At 73.1% G+C, this 20912-nt stretch carries 15 protein-coding genes; 5 read left to right on the top strand and 10 right to left on the bottom strand.

Annotated features, from left to right (window positions below; translation table 11 throughout):
• Positions 1 to 13: 13 nt before the first annotated feature.
• Positions 14 to 739: a hypothetical protein gene (locus OG711_RS03110; RefSeq protein WP_073787628.1), complete on the bottom strand. Its 726-nt coding sequence runs from the start codon at positions 737 to 739 to the stop codon at positions 14 to 16.
• 250 nt (positions 740 to 989) lie between these two features.
• Between OG711_RS03110 and OG711_RS03105 the strand changes: the two genes are divergently transcribed.
• The 3 genes from OG711_RS03105 (at position 990) to OG711_RS03095 (ending at position 5609) form a co-directional block, all read left to right on the top strand.
• The gene (locus OG711_RS03105) at positions 990 to 1871 is read left to right on the top strand and encodes a PP2C family protein-serine/threonine phosphatase (protein WP_073786217.1); all 882 of its coding nucleotides are present in this window, start codon (positions 990 to 992) and stop codon (positions 1869 to 1871) included.
• A gap of 142 nt (positions 1872 to 2013) precedes the next feature.
• Entirely contained in the window at positions 2014 to 3000 is a 987-nt protein-coding gene (locus OG711_RS03100; RefSeq protein WP_073786216.1) for an MASE1 domain-containing protein, read from the top strand.
• 782 nt (positions 3001 to 3782) lie between these two features.
• Positions 3783 to 5609, top strand: a complete 1827-nt coding sequence (locus tag OG711_RS03095) for a glycoside hydrolase family 3 protein (RefSeq protein WP_329558309.1) — start codon at positions 3783 to 3785, stop codon at positions 5607 to 5609.
• A 232-nt stretch (positions 5610 to 5841) separates the two neighbouring features.
• On the opposite strand, the gene OG711_RS03090 is transcribed toward OG711_RS03095, so the two are convergent.
• The 9 genes from OG711_RS03090 to OG711_RS03050 all read right to left on the bottom strand — a co-directional run bounded on the left by OG711_RS03090 (position 5842) and on the right by OG711_RS03050 (position 19298).
• Positions 5842 to 6864: a hemolysin family protein gene (locus OG711_RS03090; protein ID WP_073786212.1), complete on the bottom strand. Its 1023-nt coding sequence runs from the start codon at positions 6862 to 6864 to the stop codon at positions 5842 to 5844.
• A complete protein-coding gene (locus OG711_RS03085; RefSeq protein ID WP_079184479.1) occupies positions 6861 to 8258 on the bottom strand; it encodes a hemolysin family protein in 1398 nt (465 codons plus the stop codon). Before OG711_RS03085 ends, OG711_RS03090 begins: the two co-directional genes overlap by 4 nt.
• A 342-nt stretch (positions 8259 to 8600) precedes the next feature.
• Positions 8601 to 9830: a Cmx/CmrA family chloramphenicol efflux MFS transporter gene (locus tag OG711_RS03080; protein WP_329558308.1), complete on the bottom strand. Its 1230-nt coding sequence runs from the start codon at positions 9828 to 9830 to the stop codon at positions 8601 to 8603.
• A 256-nt stretch (positions 9831 to 10086) separates the two neighbouring features.
• Positions 10087 to 12432, bottom strand: a complete 2346-nt coding sequence (locus tag OG711_RS03075; protein ID WP_073786209.1) for a glycoside hydrolase family 65 protein — start codon at positions 12430 to 12432, stop codon at positions 10087 to 10089.
• Positions 12429 to 13166, bottom strand: coding sequence for an HAD family hydrolase (locus OG711_RS03070; RefSeq protein WP_329558307.1), 738 nt, complete (start codon positions 13164 to 13166; stop codon positions 12429 to 12431). The genes OG711_RS03075 and OG711_RS03070 overlap by 4 nt, the downstream gene beginning before the upstream one ends.
• Positions 13167 to 13302: 136 nt before the next feature.
• Positions 13303 to 14559 (bottom strand): type III PLP-dependent enzyme, encoded by a 1257-nt coding sequence (locus OG711_RS03065; protein ID WP_329558306.1) that lies wholly within the window; start codon positions 14557 to 14559, stop codon positions 13303 to 13305.
• The gene (locus OG711_RS03060) at positions 14556 to 16340 is read right to left on the bottom strand and encodes an IucA/IucC family protein (RefSeq protein WP_329558305.1); all 1785 of its coding nucleotides are present in this window, start codon (positions 16338 to 16340) and stop codon (positions 14556 to 14558) included. The genes OG711_RS03065 and OG711_RS03060 overlap by 4 nt, the downstream gene beginning before the upstream one ends.
• Positions 16341 to 16347: 7 nt before the next feature.
• A complete protein-coding gene (locus tag OG711_RS03055) occupies positions 16348 to 18102 on the bottom strand; it encodes an IucA/IucC family protein (RefSeq protein WP_329558304.1) in 1755 nt (584 codons plus the stop codon).
• Positions 18099 to 19298: an ATP-grasp domain-containing protein gene (locus tag OG711_RS03050; protein ID WP_329563582.1), complete on the bottom strand. Its 1200-nt coding sequence runs from the start codon at positions 19296 to 19298 to the stop codon at positions 18099 to 18101. The genes OG711_RS03055 and OG711_RS03050 overlap by 4 nt, the downstream gene beginning before the upstream one ends.
• Positions 19299 to 19498: 200 nt before the next feature.
• Here OG711_RS03050 and OG711_RS03045 point away from each other — a divergent pair, with 200 nt between their 5' ends.
• On the top strand, positions 19499 to 20353 hold the full coding sequence (locus tag OG711_RS03045; protein ID WP_073786200.1) for a (2Fe-2S)-binding protein: 855 nt from the start codon (positions 19499 to 19501) through the stop codon (positions 20351 to 20353).
• 270 nt (positions 20354 to 20623) lie between these two features.
• Positions 20624 to 20893 carry a hypothetical protein gene (locus OG711_RS03040; RefSeq protein WP_073786198.1) on the top strand — a complete coding sequence of 90 codons (270 nt, stop codon included), beginning with the start codon at positions 20624 to 20626 and terminating at the stop codon, positions 20891 to 20893.
• Positions 20894 to 20912: the final 19 nt, after the last annotated feature.

Raw genomic sequence — 20912 nt, 5'->3', positions numbered from 1 at the left:
CGCCCCACCCAGGTCAGGGCGCGGAGCCGACCAGCCAGACACCCGGCAGCGCGGCCCGGACCGACTCCAGCACGGCCTCGTCCCGGGCCCGCGCCCACATCCAGTCCTCGCCGTCCGCGCGCAGGATCACCTCGTCCCCGCCGAACCAGCGGACCGGCGGGCCGTCCGGGGCCGCCCACACCGGATACCGGGGCAGCGGCAGCGGGGGGAAGGCGTCCGCCAGCGCGGCCAGGGTGACCGGGTCGAGTTGGCGGTTGTCGCCCGGGGCGCCGGGGGCCAGCACGCACTCCGACAGGACCATCTCCACACAGGCCAGCGAGAAGCGGTCCAGGAACGGCGACCACTCCTCCTCGTCCGTCGGGCGGAACAGCACCGGGGGATCGTCCCCCTCCCCGAGCGGTACGCCCCACTCGACGACGTAACCGTGCTCCACCCGGAACACCAGCTTCCCGCCGGTCTCGTCGGTGTCCAGATGCGCGGGCCGCACCAGCCGGTCCTGGCCCCGGACCAGATCGTCGCGCCGTCCGAACAGCAGATACGCGTCGCGGACGGCGGCGGGCAGACCGATTTCCAACCGCTCCTCCACCGCCAGCAGTTCGCTCTCGTCGCTGCCGTCGCCCGGCCCCAGGGGGCGCGCCCAGCGCGCGGCGAAGCGCTCGACGAATCCCCAGGCCCGGTCGGGCGCGCCGGAGCCGACGGCCGCCGCGAGCGCGCTCCTCAGCTCGAAGTCACCAACCATGATCATGAGACTAGCCGGACCCGGCGGGCGCCCGTGTGCCGTACGGCGAGATCGACGTCCCGGGACGGGCGGCCCCGGTGTCCGGGTCGGTCGGGTCACCCGGACGGCCGAGTGCGGCACCGGTTCCTGGACATGGGCCGTCGCACGCGGGCATGGGCCGCGTTCGCCGCCCGCCAGGGGCGAAATCGGACAATCGGCATAGAATGGCGAGGTCACAAGCCCGGACCGGACGTGCGGCGGAGATGAGTCGATGGCGTCGAACCGCCCCGCGGACACCCCTGACGACCTGCTGGCCAGACTCGGTTCCCTGACCGCGGAGGCCAGGGTCCGGGCGGAGGCCCAGCGGACCCAGGTACAGCTCGCCCTGGCCCTCCAGCGCGGCATGCTCCCGGGGGAACTGCCCGTCGTCCCGGGACTGCGGGTGGCCGCCCGCTACGCACCCGCCTTCACCGGGCTGAACGTCGGCGGCGACTGGTACGACGGTTTCCTCCTGCCCGACGGCTGCATCGGCTACTCGATCGGTGACGTCCAGGGACACACCATCGAGGCCGCCGCCTTCATGGGACAGGTGCGGGTCGGCCTGCGGGCGCTCGGTTCGGTGACCAGCGACCCCGGCGAGCTGCTGGCCAGCACCAATGAACTCCTGCTGTCCATGGGCGCCTCCCTCTTCGCCACCTGCACGATGGTCCGCTTCGACCCGGTCGCCTGGGAGCTGCGCAGCGCCCGCGCGGGCCATGTCCCGCTGGTACGGGCCACCCCCGACGGGCGCGCCGGGGTCATCGAGGACGAGGGCGGGCCGCCGCTGGGCGTCCAGCCCGGCGCGGTGTACCCGGTGACCCGCTACCGGCTCTCCGGGCCGGGGGTGTTCGTCCTCGTCACGGACGGTGTCGTGGAGGGCCCCTCGCTGCCGCTGGAGGACGGGCTCCAGCAGGTCGCCCGGCTCGCCGGGGTCGGCACCGGCGCGGCGCTGAGCGCGGAACCGCTGGCCACCTCGGTGATGCGGATCGCCGACTCGATCGGCCACGAGGACGACGCGGCCGTCCTGGTCATCGCCCACGACGGGCCGCCCGACGCCGCCCGTGAGCACCCCGCCCCCGCGCACCGCGCGCCCTCCGGTCCACCGGACGCCTGACCGGGTCGGACACCAGACCCGGGCCGGACGCCTACGCAGGTCGGACGCCTGCCGCGGGCCGGACACCTGACCCGGGTCCGGCGGCCCTCGCGCGGGCCGCCGAGCGTGTCTCGACGGGCCGACCGGCGGCCGCCGGTGTCTGATGACTGGCGTGGTGCGAATCCAGCTCAAGGGCCGCCGGGCCGCCGTCCTCGTCCTGGCGAACCTCGCCGTGGCCGCCTGCTACTACCTGGGGGGCCGCCTGGGGCTCCTGAAGGCGCTGGTGGTCGAGGGCTCCGTCGTGAGCCCCGTCTGGCCGCCGACCGGTATCGCGCTGGCCGCGCTGCTGCTCCTCGGGCCGGGCGTCTGGCCGGGCATCGCGCTCGGCGCCCTCCTCGTCGTCCACCATCTCAGCCCTTCGCTGGAACCCGGCGCCCTCGCCATCCTGGTGGGCAACACCCTGGCCCCGTTCTGCGCCTACGTGATGCTGCGGATCGTCGGCTTCCGCACCGAACTCGACCGGCTGCGGGACGGCTTCGCGCTGGTGTTCCTCGGCGCGCTGCTGGGCATGCTCGTCAGCGCCACGGCAGGGGCGGGCCAGCTGCTGCTGGGCGGCAGTATCTCCGGCGGGGAGTTCTGGCCCGTGTGGGCGGCCTGGTGGACCGGGGACGCGCTCGGGGTGCTCGTGGTCGCCCCGGTCCTGCTGATCCTGTGGCGCGCCCGGCCGCCGCTCTCCCTGGACCGCTGGCCCGAGGCACTGGTACTGGCCGTCTGCGCGGGTGTCGTCGCCCCGTTCGTCGCCTACAGCACCCTCAGCCTGCTGTTCCTGGTCTACCCCCTGCTGATCTGGGCCGCGCTGCGCTTCCAGCTCCCCGGCGCCACCCTGTGCGCGCTCTATGTGTCGGTGGTGACGGCGGTCTCCGCCGCGGACGGCGACGGGCCGTTCCGGGACCACACCCGGCTGGGAGTGATGATCAATCTCCAGGCGTTCAACGGGGCGATCGCCCTGACCGCGCTGCTGCTCGCCGCGCTGGTCACCGAGCAGCTGAAGACCCGCCGCCATGTGGAGGAGGCGGTCGCCGAGCTGGCCGATGTCGTGGAGCGGCTCGCCCCCGGGGAGGGCCCGGGACGGCGTTCGCACGGTGGGTGACGGACGCGGGGCGGCCCCGCGCGGGATCCGTACGGTGCGGAGGTCCCGGACGGGGTTCGGGGGAGATCTGGACAGTGTGCGCACGGTGGGTGACAGCCGCAGGTGGGAGCGGCGTGCCGCAGTTCACAGAGGAGTCGGAACAATTCGGGCCGACCGGTCGTTCTTGGATATGTGGACGCGGAGGGAACAGTGTCCCCGGGCTCAACCTTCCGCCCACGAGGACGATCGTTCGGCTGAAGCCTCGTGGAGCCTTCCGCCGTGAGGCGACCGCCTTCCGCGTCCTCCCTGAACCGCCCCGGCTGGTCTCCCCCCGTCCAGCCGGGGCGCCTTGTTTTCCGCCACCGGCGCCTTCCGCGCCGGCACCCGCGCGGCGGTTGCCGACGCGGCCGGATCGCTCCTCCCGGGGGAGTCGGCCGGTGCGGGTCCGGAGCGCCGGGAAGCCACCGTTTTGAGCGCCGCCCGAACTCGCGCCCCGGTGGGTCCGCGATGCTCGGGTCGCCTCAAACGATCAGGACGATACGCAGGTCAGCGCCCGTGTCGAGGCGTCCGCCAGGGGGCGCGGCCGACAGTGTGCGCGGTTCGGAACGAACTGGCCGGAACCCGTCTTACCGCGCGGTTAGAACGAGCGCTGGTCGCACCGGTGTTCGTAATTTTGTCTAGACCTATTTTGTCTAGACCTCTTGCCCCGGCCGCGATCTGCGGGCTACGTTTCCGGTCGTTCCGAAGTACTTCAAGTTTCCTTCAATTCCCTTGACGAGCAAGGCTGGAAGGAGCATGTCCGCATGCAGGACCGGAGTCTGACCAGGCGCACCATCCTCGCCTCCGCCACCGTGGTGGCGGCCGGTGTAACGGGCGTCGTGGGCGTCACGGCCACCCCCGCACTCGCCCACAACCGTGACGCGCGCCTCAAGAAGATCATCGCGAAGATGAGCATCGAGGCGAAGATCGGCCAGCTGTTCGTGCCGTACTTCTACGGCACGTCGGCCACCGACCCCAGCGCGGATGACCGGGAGGACAATCTGCGTGAACTCGGCGTCGCCACCGCCGCCGAGCTGATCACCAAGTACCACGTCGGCGGGGTCATCTACTTCTCCGGCTGGGCGAACAACATCCAGAACCCCCGCCAGGTGGCGGAGTTGACGAACGGGGTCCAGAAGGCCTCGCTCAGCCTGCCCACCCCCATCCCGTCCCTGATCTCCATCGACCAGGAGCACGGCGCCAACGTCCGCATCGGCTCCGGCGCCACCCAGCTGCCGGGAGCCATGGCCCTCGGCGCGGGCCGCTCGCTGTCCGACGCCCGTACCGCCGGGCAGATATCAGGTATCGAACTCGCCGCCCTGGGCATCCACCAGAACTTCGCCCCGGTCGCCGATGTCAATGTCAACCCGCAGAACCCGATCATCAACGTCCGGTCCTTCGGGGCGGACCCCGAGGCAGCCGGCCGGATGGTCGCCGCCCAGGTGAAGGGTTATCAGAGCGTCGGCGTCGTGGCCTGTGCCAAGCACTTCCCGGGCCACGGTGACACCGCCCAGGACAGCCACACCGGGCTGCCCGTGATCACCCACACCCGTGAGGAATGGGACCGGATCGACGCGCCGCCGTTCCGCGCGGCCATCGCCGCCGGTGTCGACTCGATCATGACCGCCCACCTCCAGGTCCCCGCGCTCGACGACAGCAACGAGCCGGCGACCCTCTCCCCGAAGATCCTCCAGGGGGTGCTGCGCGGAGAGCTCGGCTTCAAGGGCGTCATCGTCACCGACGCCCTCAACATGACCGGTGTGCGCACCAAGTACGGCGACGACCGGGTCCCCGTCCTCGCCCTCAAGGCGGGCGTGGACCAGCTCCTCTTCCCGCCGAACATCGACGTCGCCTTCAACGGCGTGCTGGCGGCGGTCCGTTCGGGCGAGATCACCGTCGCCCGGCTGGAGGAGTCCGTCCTGCGGATCCTCCGTCTCAAGGACAAGGTGGGCCTGCTCAGCGGCAGTCCCTACATCTCGCAGAAGGAGGTCGACCGCGTCGTCGGTGCCCGCAAGCACCAGGCCATCGCCGCGCGCATCGCCGACCGCACCACCACGCTGCTGGTCAACAAGGGCGAGACGCTTCCGCTGCGCCGCAAGCAGAAGAAGCTGCTCGTGGTCGGCGCGAGCCCCGCCTTCCCGACGGACGCCGCCCGTACGTCGATCCCCGAGCTGACCAAGGTCTTCGGTGAGCTCGGCTACACCACGACCGCCCTCGCCACCGGCCGCGCCCCGACCGCCGCCCAGGTGGACGAGGCCGTCGCCGCCGCGTACGGCCGGGACGCCGTCGTGGTGACCACCGACAACGTCGGCCCCACCAGCGCCCAGCGCACCCTGGTGGCCCGCCTGCTGGAGACGGGCGTGCCCGTCATCCACCTCGCGGTCCGCAACCCGTACGACATCGCCCAGCTCCCCGGGGTACGGGCCTCGCTCGTCTCCTACTGCTGGACCGAGGTCGAACTGCGCGCCGCGGCCCGGGTCATCGCCGGCCGGACCGAACCGCGCGGCAAGCTGCCGGTGCCGATCCAGCGCGCCGACGACCCCACGAAGGTGCTGTTCCGCTCCGGACACGGACTGTCGTACGACGACTGACCCACAGCGGATCCCCGCCGAAGCGCGGACGCGGTGAACACGGACCGCGCCGCGCCCCCCACCTCAGCGCGGCACCCGCCGCCGTGCCGTACCAGGCACCCGCGCTGGTCCGGTGGAGCCGGACCCCACCAGGAACCGGCTCCGCCCGCAGGTCCCGGTGTTCGGGGAGGACATCGGAACAACGCGAGGAGCCCGGTCCCTGGGGGGACCGGGCTCCTCGTCCGTCATGCCGTCACACCGCCGCGACCGGCTGGAGATAGCGCGCCAGCAGATCGTCCAGCGAGACGATCCCGGCGAGCCCGCCCGACGCGTCGCGGACCACCGCGAGCGACGCCCGGCGTCTGCGCAACTGCTCCACCGCGTGCGCGACGGTGTCGTCCACCGTCAGCTCCGGCAGCGACCTCGCCAGCTCACGCGCGGTCGTCGCCCGCGAGCGGGTCCGGGCCACCAGGGCGTCCCGGGTGTGCACCGACCCCACCACCCGGCCGGAGTCCCGGACCAGCAGCCTCGTCCGGTCGGCGGCCGAGGCCACCCCCAGGATCGTGGCCGGTCCGGCGGACGCGTCGACCCAGGTGATGTCGGACGCCGGGACGAGCAACTCCGCGACAGGCGTCAGCGGTTCCGTCAGCGAGCGGGTGATCAGCTCGGAGTCGGCCGCGCTGATCAGCCCGAGCCGCCGCGACTCCGCGACGAGATCGGTGAGCTGCTCCCGGTCGTGCACCGGGACCAGCTCGTCACGCGGGGTGACCCGGCACAGCCGCACCAGGACGTTGCTGACCGCGTTGAGCACCCGGATCAGCGGCCGGACCGCCTTCACCACGGCCCGGAACGGCGGTGACAGCAGCATCGCCGACCGCTCGGGGTGCGCGATGGCCCAGGACTTCGGCGCCATCTCCCCGACGACCATGTGCAGGAACACCACCACGACGATCGCCACCGCGAACGACACGCCGTAGCTCACCCCGTCGGGCAGACCCCAGTGCCGCAGCACCGGGTCCAGCGCGTGGGACACGGCGGGCTTGGAGATCGACCCCAGGCCCAGCGTGGTCACCGTGATACCGAGCTGCGCGCCCGCGAGCATCAGCGACAGCTCGCGCATCCCGGACAGCGCGGCCTTCGCACCGCGCCGCCCCTCGGCGGCCGCCTTCTCCATCCGGTGCCGCTTCGCCGCGACCAGCGCGAACTCGGCGGCGACGAAGAACCCGCTGCCGATCAGCAGGAGCACGGTCAGGAACAGGGCCACTGGCAGACTCATACCCGCGCCCCCTCTTCCGCGCGCTTCGCGACCGCGCCGCGGCCGGCGGACCGCTCACCCGGCTCGTCCCCGTCCCCCGAGGGGGGCACGGGCAGCGCCTCGATCCGTACCCGGCGCGGCACATGCCGGTTCAGGGTGCGGACGTCGATGAGCGCGGAGCCGCCGTCCGGCAGCGTGACCGTGAGCCGGTCACCGATCGCCGGGAAACGGCCGAGACGGTCGACCACGAGTCCGGCGACGGTGTCGAAGTCGTCGTCCTGCGGCAGCTCCACGCCGATGGCCTGGGCGACCTCGTCGAGCCTGCGGCCCGCGTCGACCAGCCAGCCGGAACCGTCGGGCACCGCCAGCTCCGTGACCCGGTCGGTCTCGTCGGCGATGTCACCCACCAGTTCCTCCGCGATGTCCTCATAGGTGACGACACCCGCGATACCGCCGTGCTCGTCCAGCACGACCGCGAACTCGTCGTCCAGCTCACGCATCCGCGCGACGGCCCCGGGCAGCGGAAGCGTGTCGGGCAGCAGCAGGGGACGGCGGGCCAGCTCACCCGCCGTGGCGACGGCGAGCCGCTCGGCGGGCAGCCGGGCCAGCTCCCGCACCCCGAGCACCCCGGCGACATCGTCGGGATGGTCACCGAGCACCGGATACGTCGAATGGCCGTACCGCGCGATCAGCTCCACCGCCTCGGCGGCCGTGGCGTCCGCACGGACGAAGACGGTGTCCGCGCGCGGCACCATCACCTCGCCCATGGTCCGCTCGGAGAACTCCAGGGCGTGGTCCAGCAGCTCGGCGGTGTCCCGGGGGAGCGCGCCCCGCTCATGGGACTCCCCGATGAGCTGTCCCAGCTCCTCCAGGGTCGCGCCGTGGTGCAGCTCCTCGACCGGCTCGATACCGATCATCCGCAGCAGCCGCGCGGCGGCGTTGTCGAAGATCCGCACCACGGGGCCGACGACCTTCAGATACGCCAGCGTGGACCCCGCGAGCGACTTCGCGAGCCGCTCCGGCACCGCGATGGCGAGGTTCTTCGGCGCCAGCTCGCCCAGCACCATCTGGATCACGGTCGCGACGACGAACGCCAGCGCAACCGAGATCCCGTCGACGGCACCATCGGGCACCCCGACCCCGGAGACCAGCGGCTTGAGCACCGCCGACACGGACGGCCCGGTGAGGAAACCGACGATCAGGCCCGTCACCGTGATGCCGAGCTGCGCGCCGGACAGCATGAAGGACAGCCGTCCCATGACCTTCAGGGCACGCGCCGCGCGCCGGTCACCGGCCTCCGCCTCACGCGCCAGCGCGAGCCGGTCGGCGGAGACGTAGGTGAACTCCTGGAGGACGAAATAGCCTGTGCCGACGGTCAGCAGAAGGACCGCCACCAGGCCGAGTGCGGCATTCACCGAACACCACCCCGCCGGATGCCGCGATCACGCGTAAGAGGGCGGGATGGTCCGGGACTATGTCCCGGAGGATCAGGGTCCGTCTTCTGGGCGGACAAAGTGGCCACTCCTTGTAGGTGGTCGATATCAGCGTGTTCCCTACAACGAACACTCGCCGATCATTGTTCCCGCCCCTTCCGTGGCCCTTGTCGCCGGGTCCCCGGGGCCGGGAACGGGTGCCTGGCGGACCCGCTCCGCCCACCTGGCACCCGGCCCGAACCCGCCCCTTACCTGGCCCGCCGTACCCCGCCCGCCGGACCCGCCACCCGTCCGGCTCCCCGAAGGAACCGGACGGTGGACCGGTCAGCCCGCCGGAGCCGTCTCGCCCGCCTCGCGGCCCGCCTCGTCCGCCTCACGCGGCCGGTCGGCCGCGCGCCGCCCCCGCCGCCCGGCGGCCAGGGCCACCGCCCCCGTCACCAGCGCCGCCGACACCAGCCCCGCGCTCACCCACACGGGTGAGCGGTACCCGTGTCCGGCGGCGATCGCGACACCCCCGAGCCAGGGTCCGAGGCTCGCGCCGACATTGAAGGCGGCCGTCGCGCCCGCCCCCGCCAGGGTCGGCGCGTCGGCGCCCGCGTACAGCACCTGGGTCACCAGCGTCGAACCGATGGCGAACGCCAGCGCCCCCTGGAGGAGCACCAGCGGCAGCACCACCTCCGGACGGGCCGCGCCCAGCGCGAACACGGCCCAGCCGACCGCGAGGACGGCCGTGCCCCAGGCGAGCACCGCCACCGGCCGGGTGTCCGCCAGCCGTCCGGCCGCGCTGACCCCCGCGAAGGAGCCGAGCCCGAACAGCGTCAGCACCCCCGGCACCCAGCCGTCCGGGATGCCGCTCACCCCGGTGACCAGCGGGGCCAGATAGGTGAACGTGCAGAACGTGCCGCCGTTCACCAGCGCGCACAGCGCCAGCAGGAGTACCGGTCGACGGCGGCGCAGCACCCCGAGTTCGGCCCGGACGTCCCGCAGGGTGGGCACCGGTCCGTCCCCGCGGCCCGCCGGGACGGTGAGCGCCACGGCCAGTACGGCGGGCGCGGACAGCACCACGACCGCCCAGAACGCCGACCGCCAGCCCCAGTACTGCCCGAGCAGCGCACCGCCGGGCACCCCGGCGACACAGGCGAGTGTGACCCCGCCCAGCAGGACGGCGGCGGCCCGGCCCTTCGCGTTCGGCGGGACCATCCCGGCGGCGGCGGTGAACGACACCGCCAGGAATCCCGCGTTGGCGAGCGCCGAGAGCACCCGGGTCATCAGAAGCACGTCGAAACTGTCGGTGAGCGCGCCCATCGCATGGGCGGCCAGGAAGACGACGAGGAACAGCAGCAGCGCGTCACGACGGGACCAGCGCATGCCGATCACCGCCATCAGGGGCGCCCCGATCACCATGCCCACGGCGAAGGCCGAGGTCAGGGACCCGGCGGCCGGGACGGTGACATGCAGGTCATGGGCGATGTCCGGAATCAGTCCGGACAGCATGAACTCGGACGTGCCCATGGCGAAGACCGCCAGTCCGAGCATGTAAAGGGCAAAGGGCACCGCGGAACTCCACAGCCGATTCGAGATCCAGCAAGGGAAACCGGTCGGCGGTCCGCATGGCAGCGCGCACACCCCTGGCGCCGATGGCGCGGGGGAAGGGCGGGGAAGCCACCGGACGGCCGGTGGCTAGCCTCTGTCGGACTCGGGGCTGTTCACGCCGCGCACCCTACGGACTCCGGCCCCGCCCCGTCCACCGGATATCCGGCCCGCCGCCGCACCCCGCACCCCGCACCCCGCGCCCTCGTGGCCCGTCCGCTCAGTGCCGCCGCGCCGGGCCCCGGTGCGGCGGCTGTTCCGGCGCGGGCCGTACCGGCACCGGCCTGATCCCGCGCCGCTCCGGCGAACCCCGCGTCACCAGCAGCGGTTTGCCGTAGTGCGTCACCCGCAGCGGCTCGCCCGACAGCACGCTGTACGACGCGGAGTCCCCGGTGATCTCCACCCGCAGCCGCCGCCCCACCACCTCCAACGTGAACGCCAGTCTGCTGAACCGCTCCGGCAGCCGGGGCGCGAAGTCCAGGGTGCCGCCGCTCAGCCGCATCCCGCCGAACCCGGCCACCAGCGCCATCCATGTCCCCGCGAGCGAGGCGATGTGCAGGCCGTCCCGGGTGTTGTTCTCCAGATCCTCCAGGTCCATCAGCGCCGCCTCGGCCACATAGTCGTAGGCGAGCGCGAGATGCCCCGACTGCGCCGCGATCACGGCCTGGCTGCACGCCGACAGCGACGAGTCCCGGACCGTCAGCGGCTCGTAGTAGGCGAAGTTGCGGGCGGTGTGCTCGTCGTCGAACCAGTCGCTGCACTTGTACATCGCCAGCACCAGATCGGCCTGTTTGACGACCTGCTTGCGGTAGATGTCGAAGTACGGGAAGTGCAGCATCAGCGGATACTGGTCCGCGCGGGTCGCGGCGAAGTCCCACACCTGGTGCCGGGTGAACCCCGACGACTGCTCATGCACCCCGAGTTCCTCGTTGTACGGGATGTTCATCGCGTCGGCGGCGTCCCGCCAGGCCGCGCTCTCCTCGTCGTCCACCCCCAGCTCCGCCGCCCTGTGCGGATGCCGCTCCACCACGTCGGCGGCGGCCAGCAGATTCGCCCGCGCCATCAGGTTCGTGTACGTGTTGTCGTCCTGCACCGCGCTGTACTCGTCCGGCCCCGTCACCCCGTCCACATGGAACTTCCCATGGTGGTCGTGATGACCGAGCGAACGCCACAACCGGGCCGTCTCCACGAGGAGTTCGACGCCGGTGTCCCGTTCGAAGAGCTCGTCGCCGGTGACCGTCACATAGCGGACGACCGCGTCCGCGATGTCCGCGTTCACATGGAACGCCGCCGTACCCGCCGGCCAGTACGCCGACCCCTCCGACCCCTCGATGGTCCGCCAGGGGAACGCCGCGCCCTGGAGGCCCAGTTGCGCGGCCCGCTCCCGGGCCGCCGACAGGGTGTTCTGCCGCCAGCGCAGCGCCTCCGCCACGGCGTGCGGGGAGGTGAACGTGAGCAGCGGCAGCACGAAGATCTCGGTGTCCCAGAAGGCGTGCCCGTCGTACCCGGAGCCGGTCAGCCCCTTCGCGGGGATCGCCCGCTGCTCCGCGCGCGCTCCCGCCTGGAGGACGTGGAACAGGGCGAACCGCACCGCCTGCTGGATCTCCTCGTCGCCGTCGATCTCGACGTCGGAGCGCGCCCAGAAGTCGTCCAGATACGCGCGCTGTTCGGTGACCAGACCGTCCCAGCCGCCGCTCTTCGCCGCCGCGAGCGCCGCGTCGACCTGGTCGCTCACCGCGGGCAGCGAGCGGGTGCTGGACCAGCCGTACGACACGATCTTGTCGAGCCGCAGGGTGTCGCCCGGCGCCAGCGCGGAGGCGATGGTGAGCCGGGCGACATCGGCGCGGCTCTCGCAGCTCGTCGTGGTCGGGCGGGGTCCGGTGACGACATGGTCGGCGGCCGCGGCCACCCGCAGCTCGCTGGCGCGGGTCCGGTGCACCAGCTTCAGCCGGTTGCCCGACGCGAAGTCCTCCTCCGCGTCCAGCGGCGACTCCAGGGCCACCGCCGTGCGCGGGTCGCCGTCGGCGCCCGGCAGCTGCTCGTTGGCGACCAGCTCCGACTGCACCACGATCCGTACCTCGGAGTCGACGGGCTCCACCTCGTAGCGGACCGCCGCGATGGCCCGCTGGGTGAACGACACCAGCCGGGTGGAGCGCACCCGGACCCGGCAGCCCGCCGGGGACACCCACTCGCAGGTACGGGTCAGCAGTCCCGTCCGCAGATCGAGGGTGCGTTCATGGGACACCAGCCGTCCGTAGCGCAGATCGAACGGCTCGTCGTCCACCAGCAGCCGGATGATCTTGCCGTTGGTGACATTGATGACCGTCTGCCCCGACTCCGGGTAGCCGTACCCGGCCTCCGCGTAGGGCAGCGGATGGAGCTCGTACACCCCGTTCAGATAGGAGCCGGGCAGTCCGTGCGGCTCACCCTCGTCCAGATTGCCGCGCCAGCCGACATGCCCGTTGGACAGGGCGAACACGGACTCGCTCTGCGGCAGCACCTCCAGGTTCAGCGCGCGCTCGCGCAGCGACCAGGGTTCGACGGTGTACGACGAATGGGTGATCACGCGGGTGCCCCCAGTTCGGCGAGGTCCTCGACGACGGTGTCCGCGCCGTGCGCGCGCAGGGCGTCGGCCTGGCCGACCCGGTCCACGCCGACGACATAGCCGAAGCCGCCCGAACGGCCCGCGTCCATCCCGGCGAGCGCGTCCTCGAACACCGCCGACCGCCCCGCCGTGACGCCGAGGTCGGCCGCCGCGGCGAGGAAGGTGTCGGGCCGTGGTTTGCCGGGCAGGGCGCGCCGCCTGGCGACCTCCCCGTCGATCCGTACGTCGAAGAGGTCCTCGGCGTGGACCGCCCGCAGGATGTCCCGGCAGTTGGTGCTCGACGACACGACCGCGGTCCGCAGGCCCGCCGCGCGGACCGCGTGGAGGTAGCGCAGCGATCCCTCGTACGCCTCGACGCCGCCCTCCCTGATCCGGGCCAGCAGCAGTTCGTTCTTGCGGTTGCCCAGCCCGCACACGGTCCCGGCCGTCGGCGGATCGTCCGGGGTGCCCTCCGGCAGTTCGATGCCGCGTGCGGCGAGGAACGCGCGCACCCCGTCGGCGCGGGGGAGACCGTCGACGTACCGGTCGTAGTCGTCCTGGGAGAAGGGCCGGAACCCGGCGCCGTCACGGTCCCGCAGGAAGGCGTCGAACATCTCCTTCCAGGCGGCGGCGTGCACCACGGCCGTCCGGGTGATGACCCCGTCCAGGTCGAACAGACAGGCGGTGATGGTGTCCGGGAGACCGAGCTTGCTCATGGGCGAGAACCCTCCGGGGTCCGGGTCACCGACGCGTCGGCGCGGTCGCCGCCATCGTAGGACGCCCCGGGCCGCGCCACTCGTCGGCGGCCGCCCGTCCGGAGCCGCGGTGGGCCCGGACGGCCGTCGCCGGGGGTCACCCCGGGTCGCCGGGGTCACCGCCCGTGCCGAGGAAGTGGAAGCCGGGCCTGGGATGCATCAGGAAGTCATGGTGGGAGATGTTCCAGGCGTACGCCCCGGCCATCGCGAACACCACCCGGTCCCCGGCCCGCAGCCCGGCGGCGGGGACCCGGCGGGCGAGGACGTCCTTCGGGGTGCACAGCTGGCCCGCGAGGGTGACGTGCTCCCCGGCCGCCGCCCCGCGCGGCCACGGATGCGGCCACTCGTCGACCGGCAGCACCACGCACGGCTGGTCGTGGCCCTTGGTCGCCGGGGTCCGCAGATGATGGGTGCCACCGCGTACGACGGCGAAGTCCTCGCCGTGACTGCGCTTCACGTCCAGCACCTCCGTCGCGTACCAGCCGCAGTACGCCGTCAGCGCCCGTCCCGGTTCGATCCGCAGCGTCGGACCGGGGTGGGCGGCGAGCAGCCGGCGCAGCGCGGCGCCGTAGCCCGCCCAGTCGAAGCGGTCCCCGGGGCGCGCGTAGTCCACGGCCATCCCGCCGCCCACGTTCACCTCACGCAGCGGCACCCGGTGCCGGGCGGCGAGCGCGGCGGACCAGCGGACCACCTCACCGGCGACGGAGGCCAGCTCCGGCGCGGCGAGCCCGCTCGCCAGATGGGCGTGGGTGCCCCACCACTCCAGCTGGGGGTACGTACCGTCGGTGAGGTCCCGCAGCACGTCGTCGGCCTCGGACGGGTCGATCCCGAACGGGGTCGGCCCGCCGCCCATCGCCAGCGCCCCGCCGCTGAGCGCGCCCCCGCCGACCGTCAGGTTGAACCGGGTGAGCACCGGCACCCGCACCCCCGGCGCCACCCGGGCCGCGAGGTCCGCGAGCATCCGCAGCTCGTGTCCGCTCTCCACATGGAACCGGTGCACGGGCCGTTCGGACGCTGACGTACCGGGCGCCCCGCGGTCCAGGGCCGCGAGGAGTTCCGCCGGGGTCTTGCCGGGCCCGCCGAACGCGATCGGACGGTCGGTGGCCCCGGCCACATGGGTGAGTTCACCGATCGACGCCACCTCGAAGCCGTCCACGAACGGCGCCAGCGCGGCCAGCACCGGCGGCTCGGGGTTCGCCTTGGCCGCGTAGTACAGCTCGACGCGTCCCGGCAGCGCGTCCCGGACGGCCGCCGCGTGGTCGCGCAGCGCGTCGAGGTCGTAGAGATAGGCGGGCAGCCGGTCGGCGGGCAGGGCGAGGGCCCGCGCGCGGACCGGCTCGGTGGGCGCGGTCACCGGGCACTCCAGTCGGTGTCGGTACGGCTGGCCCCGGACAGGACGTCCTCCGCCAGCGGCGACGGCAGCCGTACGTATCCGGCGTCACGGTCGGCGGAACGGTCCCAGCGGGCCAGCAGATTGGCCTTCGCGGGCAGCGGGACCCCCGCGAGCAGCGCTCGCAGCGGCGGCGGGCAGCCGTGGCCCCGGGCGTACTCCTCGATGGTGGCCCGCAGCCGCGCCCACAGTTCGCGTTCATGGTCCGGGTGCAGATCGGCGAGTGCCGCGAGGATCTCGGCGGCGTGGTTGACGAGCAGGCAGTACACCACCCGGTCCCAGCCGCGCCGGGCGTCGTAGGTCAGCGGACCCGCGACCTCGGGCGGCAGCGCGGCGAGGGCGTCGGCGTGGTACCCGGGGAGCAGCTTGGTGCCCTCCAGGTCGCGGAACAGGATCTGTACGGGCGTCCCGTCGCCGTCCACGCACACGATCACGTTCTGGAGATGCGGCTCCAGGACGACCCCGTGGTCCAGATAGGCAGCCAGGACCGGTGGCACCAGCAGCCGCAGATACGCCGACCACCAGGCGAGCGCCGCGCCCGGTCCGGCGCCCGCGAGCAGCCGGGACACCTGGGCGGGGCCCGTCGCGTACTCGTCGGCGACGGCGGCGGCCAGCAGCGGGGTCGCACCGGGCCGGACATGACGCTCCAGCCCCTCGCGGACGATGACCCCGAAGCCCTCCAGCAGGGTCCGGTCGGGCCGCCCGTCGGGGCCGGGCAGCGCCAGCGAGCGGTACGCGGGTTCCCGCAGGACCGCCGTACCGGGGAAACGGGCGGCGAGGTCCGCGAACACCGGGGCCAGCAGCCGGGTCAGCGCGACCGCGCCGGTCAGCTCGTAGGCGGCGTTCTTGCGCAGACAGTTGGTGATGCGCACGTTCAGACTGAACTTGAGGAAGGCGTCGCCGGTGTGCAGGGTCCGTACCGAGGCGGTGGGCCGCACGTGTTCGCCGCCCGCGCCGAGATCGAGGACATCGCCCCGGGCGAGGGCCGCGCGCAGCGCCGGATGCCCGCCCAGCATCTCGTACTGCCAGGGATGGGCGGGCAGCAGCCGGTAGCCCGCGGGGACCGGCCGCAGCCGGTCGACGGGACCGGTGGCGTCGGGGTCGGCGCGCTCCTCGGCGAGCAGCGCGTCCCGGACGGCCAGCATCCGCAGCGGGAACGACGCACCGGCCTCCGGGGCGTAGGCCGCCCAGCTCGCCGGGTCGCCGCTGTGGGCCTTCGGCGTGGGATGGAACCGGTGGCCGAACAGCAGGGACTGCTCGGAGTCGAGGTACACCGACAGCGGGTCGCCGCCCCGGGTGGCGGCGCCTGGGCGGGGCGCGGCGAGCGCGGCGCTGACCCCGCGATGGCTCGCGGTGACCTGGCCGAGGAACTCGTCGTTGTCGGTCCCGGTGCGCAGCGAGAGTTCGGCGCGGGTGTACTCGGCCAGCCGCAGCCAGTCCACCTCGGACCAGGCGCCGTACCCGTCGCCCTCCTCGGTGCCGGGCCCGGCGAGCCGTTCGGTGACCGGGCCGGTGAAGCGGTGGGAGCCCAGCAGCGAGGTGCGGCGCAGCGCGACCCGCAGCAGGACGCCCCGGCGGGGAAGTCTCAGCAGCAGATGACCGCCGATGACGGCGGCCTGCCGTTCGGGCCCCGACACCTCGCGGAGCAGACAGTTGAGCAGGGTGTGCGCCACGGCCAGATCCGCGCCGGGCAGCGCCGGGACAGGGGCCGGAGCGTCCGGCCGGCCGGGGATGGTGCTGGGCATCGGCGGGTTACGCCCCTCGCAGAAGATAGTTGGGACCGGTGGTGTAGTGCTTGTTGATGTCGGACGCCCCTGAGCGCTGTTTGGTGAGCAGCGTTCCCGCCGTCACCATCGCCTTCACGGGCAGCTTCGCGGCGTCCAGTACATGGGCGCGCAGCGCGGCGCCGGGCTGGCCCGGCCGGGTGCCCAGCCGTTCGACGGCCTCACCGAGCCGGTCGCGCACCAGGGCGAGCAGCCGCTCCAGCGGCGCGCGCCCGTGCCGGGCCAGTCCGAACGCGCAGGAACCCGCGCACAGATGGACGGTGATCGTCGTGAACAGGTCGAGCACGGGACGGTCGTCGCCGCCGGTGATCCGGGCGTCGTCGAAGCCGGTGAGAGCGCCGGCATCACGGCCGAGCGCCGCGCGCAGCCGTCCGGTGTGGATGCGCGGGCCGTCGTTGTCCTTGAACAGCAGACGCAGCGTCGGCCGTCCGGGGCGGTCGTCGAAGGCCAGCGAGATGTTCTGCTGATGCGACTCCAGCGCTATGCCGTAGCCGAAGAGGGTGGTCTGCCAGTCGAACAGCAGGGTGAGGACCGCGTCGAGCAGGGCGAGCGGGTCGCCGCCGTGGAAGCGGTCCGCGAGCCGGTCTATCACCAGGGCGCCGCCCGGCTCCGGGGCGGTCAGCGCGGCCATCGGCACCACCACCGAACCGTCCAGTCCGTCCGGCCAGCCACGGCGCAGCACGGCGAGCAGCTCATGCCCGGCGTGTGCGTACCGGGTCTCGTCGGCGTGCAGCACCGTGTCCGCGAACCGGGGTTCGCGTGCGGTGACCGCCGCGAGGAGACGCTGGCAGACGGCGCCGTCGAGCAGGGTGCCGGGTTTGATGGTGCGCCGGTTGAGCCGTCCGAGGGTGGCGGTCGCCAGCGGCAGCTTCAGATGGACCCCGGGTCGGCCGGTGAGGGCCACGGTCCGCATGGACAGGGTCGGCACGACCTCGGTGTGCGGCCGGTCGGCGAGCCGCGCCCGGCCGGTGAGCCCCCGCTGCGCGAGGGCGTCCGCCAGTGGGCGGCCGAGGGTCAGGGGATGGACGGGCAGGGCGACATGGTCGTCGTCGAGCGCGCGGTCGAGCCCCAGCTCGGACGGTGACGGCCAGCCGGGTGTCGTGCTCAGTCCCTCGTCGGTCACGGCGGTCCGGGGCAGGGCCAGCCAGCGCAGCCGGAACGCCGGATGGAACTCCGGCGCGTAGGAGCGAAGCTGCCGGGGCGTCAGCCCGCTGCGCCCGCGCCCGGTGGGGTAGACGGGGTGGTCGAGCCGGGCGGCGAGCGCGTCGAAGGGGAGCGGGTCCGTCCAGCGGGCGGGGTCGGGACCGTAGGTGCCGCTGAGCCGCGCGGCGATCTCGTCACGGGTGTCGCGGTGCAGCAGCTCCGCGGTGAGGGACAGCCGGCACTCCTCGGCGAACGCGTCGAAGCCGGGCCGGTCCGGCGGGTCGGCCAGGTCCTTGAGCGCGCCGAGCACCGCGTCGGTGGTGGTCAGGTCGGCCGGTACGCCCCCGCCGTCCTCGTGGCGCAGCAGCGGCAGCCGGGCGGCGAGCTCGCACTGGAAGCCGTCCGGCTCCACCGGCAGGGTCAATGAGCCGCCTGCGGGCAGCGGCAGCCGCAGCCAGCTCCCGTCGGCCCGTTCCACCCGGGTGGTCCGGGTGCGCAGCCCGGCCACGTCCTCCCGGAGCAGGGCGCTCAGGACCCGGACGAGATGCCGGTCCTCGTCCGTGGCGGTCCGTTCGGTCACGGTGTGATCTCCCACTGCTGGGCGGCCAGGAAGTCCCGTACGGCGGTGTCCACGGAGCCCTGGTCCCGGCCGGTCGCCCGGACGACACCGAGGATGTCGCGGTTGGTGTGGTACAGGTCGTGCCGTTCACCGGTCTCCCGCAGCGGACGGTACGTCAGCCGGACGTCACCGAAGGTCAGATCGGCGGGGCCGGGGGCCGCGGTGAGGGTGCCGGGGTGGCGCGCGTACGGATAGTCGAGGAGCGCGGCGCCGTCCGTGCGGGCGCCGAGGTCGGCGGGCAGTGGTTCACCCAGATGGGTGCGCAGGACATGCTCGAAGAGCGGAATGCCGAGCAGTTCGGCGAGCAGCAGGTCGCACTGGTCCCCGATGGCCCGGTAATTCACCTCGATGATCCGGGCGCGGCCGTCCGGACCCACCACGAATTCGGTGTGGCAGGAACCGAAGCCCACACCCAGGGCGTCGAGTTGGGAGACTATCCGGGACACCACGTCCGGGGGATGGGCGGGGACGAATCTCAGACGTTCCTCGATGAAGTACGGGGCGGGGGAGAGCTCCGTGCGGAATCCGCCGAGCACATGCCTGGTCCGCCCGTCACCGAGGGTCTCCAGGGTGTACAGCTCGCCTTCCAGGAACTCCTCCACCACCAGCGCGGCCCCGGGGCGGCGGGCCCGGATCTCCTCGCAGCGCGCGAGCAGCTCCCCGGCCGTACCGGCCATGACGACGTCCTCGCTGGCGACCCCCTCGCGCGGTTTCACCACACAGGGGAACGGCGGCTCGCCGGTGGTGGCCAGGACCTCGGCGGGCGGGGTGCGGCCGGGGATCTCCAGGGAGAACACCCGGTCCGCCCCGGCCGCCGCGAGATGCCGTCTGAGCAGGGCCTTGTCCTTGGTGCGCAGGGCCGCCCGCCAGTCCTTCGCGGGCAGTGCGAAGTACTCGGCGGCGAGCGCGGCCTGGGTCTGGAGATGGTCGCTGTTGGTGAACACCGCGTCCGGGGGACGCCGGGCCGAGATCAGGGCGATCACCGCCCGGAAGTCCCGTACATCGCATTCCAGGACCTCGGTGTCCGGGTACCGCGCGCGGTGCGCGGCGGGCTGGTCCGTGAGCACGGTGACCCCCAGACCCAGGGTCCGCGCGGCCGGGAGGAACCCCTCGGTGACGGAGTCGGTGGGGTTCAGCGCGAGCAGGTACATCCTCATGATCGGGAACACGAGCCGAGAGCTTAGGTTAGGCATGCCTAAGAATGTCAATTCGTCCTGGCGTCATGTTGATTGGCGTGTCACCCCACCGGTGCTAGTAAGGTGAGCCTTTCCTTAGCCCGACGGATTTGCCGCCGTCCGTCACCCCGATTTTCTCATGCCCCCCACCCCCGTTCCCTGACGGTGTTCTAGGAGTGTCCGTGTTCCTGGCCCCGGCGTCGGCCCCGCCCGCCCCTGCCGTGAGCTGTTCCGCCCTGCTGACCGCGACCTACCAGCGCCTCATCGCCTACTGTCCCGCCCTCGACGTCCACACCGCCGAACCCTCGGCGACGGTCCGTCAGGGATGGTTCGACGGCGCGGAACTGGCGTGCCGTGAGGACTTCCTCCACGCCTGGCTGGACAACCACGCGGCGGGTGTCCGCCTGCGCTACGACCACGAGGCCCGGCCCGATGTCGTCGCCTCCCGCGCGCTGCACGGCTATCTGTGGACCGCGGCGCTGCTCATCAGCGGCCCCTGGTACCTCGAACGGCGGGTGCCCCGCGTCCGCCCCGCCGATCTGCGGATCAGCCGGACGAGCGACCGCTACGAGATCGTCCCCGGCGGCTTCTCCTGCCTGCCCGGCGACCCCGCCGCCGGACTGCCCGGCGTCCGGGTGCTGCCCGACGAGGAGTCGCTGCGCGCCGAACTGCGCGCCGCCCTCGCCGACCACGTCCGACCGCTGCTCGCGGCGACCGGTCCCCGGGTACGCCGCGGTCCCCGCGCGCTGTGGGGCATGGTGAGCGACGACCTGGTCTCCGCCATCTGGTACCTCGGCCGGATGCTCGACGAGGAGGACCGCGGGGTCCGCGAGGCGGACGCGGTGCTTCCCGGCGCCGTTTCCCCCTACCCCGGGGGCGCCGCGTTCCGCAATCTCACCTCGGCCGACGGCCGGACCCATCCCACCCGAACCCGGCTCGGCTGCTGCCTCTACTACACGATCCGCCCGGCGGAGGCCTGTGCCACCTGTCCGCGCACGAGCGACGAGGAACGGCTGCGCCGTATAGCGGCCTCCTGACCCGTACCGGGACGCACTCCCCGGTGCGGCTCCCGGTCGGCCGCTCCCGTAGCGCGTCCGCGACGACACCGGCCGCCCTCTCCGGAAGGGACCACCGGACGCGACCGACCCGGGCCCCGGCTCGTACGGTCACATCGTGCCGGGAGGCAACCGGCCGGGCGGGTGACCGTGCCGGGTGCCCGGGCTCACGCCGGGCCGACGGTACGTCAAGATCAAGAACCCGCGTAAATCTGACGAGATCCTCACAACCAAAACCGTATGATTCGCCGTATGTCCACGACTTCCGACCCGGCCCACCGGACCGAGGCGCCACGCACGGCCGCCGAGGTCAACGAGGACATCCGCGCGCTGTGGACACGCGCGGGCGGCAGACTGAGCACCGAACAGCGGCGCGAGTACCAGCGGCTGGTCATGGAGTGGTCCGAGGCCCGTCAGCGTCCGCCCGCGCGGGGTCCGCGCCCCGCCACCCTGCCGCGCCCCACCCGGGCGGCCCCCGCCGCCACCGCCGCCCCGACCGGCTCCGAGCCGCACGCCGCCTGAGCCCCGCCCCCGCCCGGAG

This window comes from Streptomyces uncialis (assembly GCF_036250755.1).
Taxonomy (GTDB): domain Bacteria; phylum Actinomycetota; class Actinomycetes; order Streptomycetales; family Streptomycetaceae; genus Streptomyces; species Streptomyces uncialis.
This window is presented reverse-complemented; position numbering and strand designations above follow the sequence as displayed.

Coding starts and splice junctions, on each gene's coding strand:
- OG711_RS03110 (WP_073787628.1), bottom strand. CDS start 739: ATGGTTGGTGACTTCGAGCTGAGGAGCGCGCTCGCGGCGGCCGTCGGC.
- OG711_RS03105 (WP_073786217.1), top strand. CDS start 990: ATGGCGTCGAACCGCCCCGCGGACACCCCTGACGACCTGCTGGCCAGA.
- OG711_RS03100 (WP_073786216.1), top strand. CDS start 2,014: ATGACTGGCGTGGTGCGAATCCAGCTCAAGGGCCGCCGGGCCGCCGTC.
- OG711_RS03095 (WP_329558309.1), top strand. CDS start 3,783: ATGCAGGACCGGAGTCTGACCAGGCGCACCATCCTCGCCTCCGCCACC.
- OG711_RS03090 (WP_073786212.1), bottom strand. CDS start 6,864: ATGAGTCTGCCAGTGGCCCTGTTCCTGACCGTGCTCCTGCTGATCGGC.
- OG711_RS03070 (WP_329558307.1), bottom strand. CDS start 13,166: ATGAGCAAGCTCGGTCTCCCGGACACCATCACCGCCTGTCTGTTCGAC.
- OG711_RS03060 (WP_329558305.1), bottom strand. CDS start 16,340: ATGCCCAGCACCATCCCCGGCCGGCCGGACGCTCCGGCCCCTGTCCCG.
- OG711_RS03050 (WP_329563582.1), bottom strand. CDS start 19,298: ATGAGGATGTACCTGCTCGCGCTGAACCCCACCGACTCCGTCACCGAG.
- OG711_RS03040 (WP_073786198.1), top strand. CDS start 20,624: ATGTCCACGACTTCCGACCCGGCCCACCGGACCGAGGCGCCACGCACG.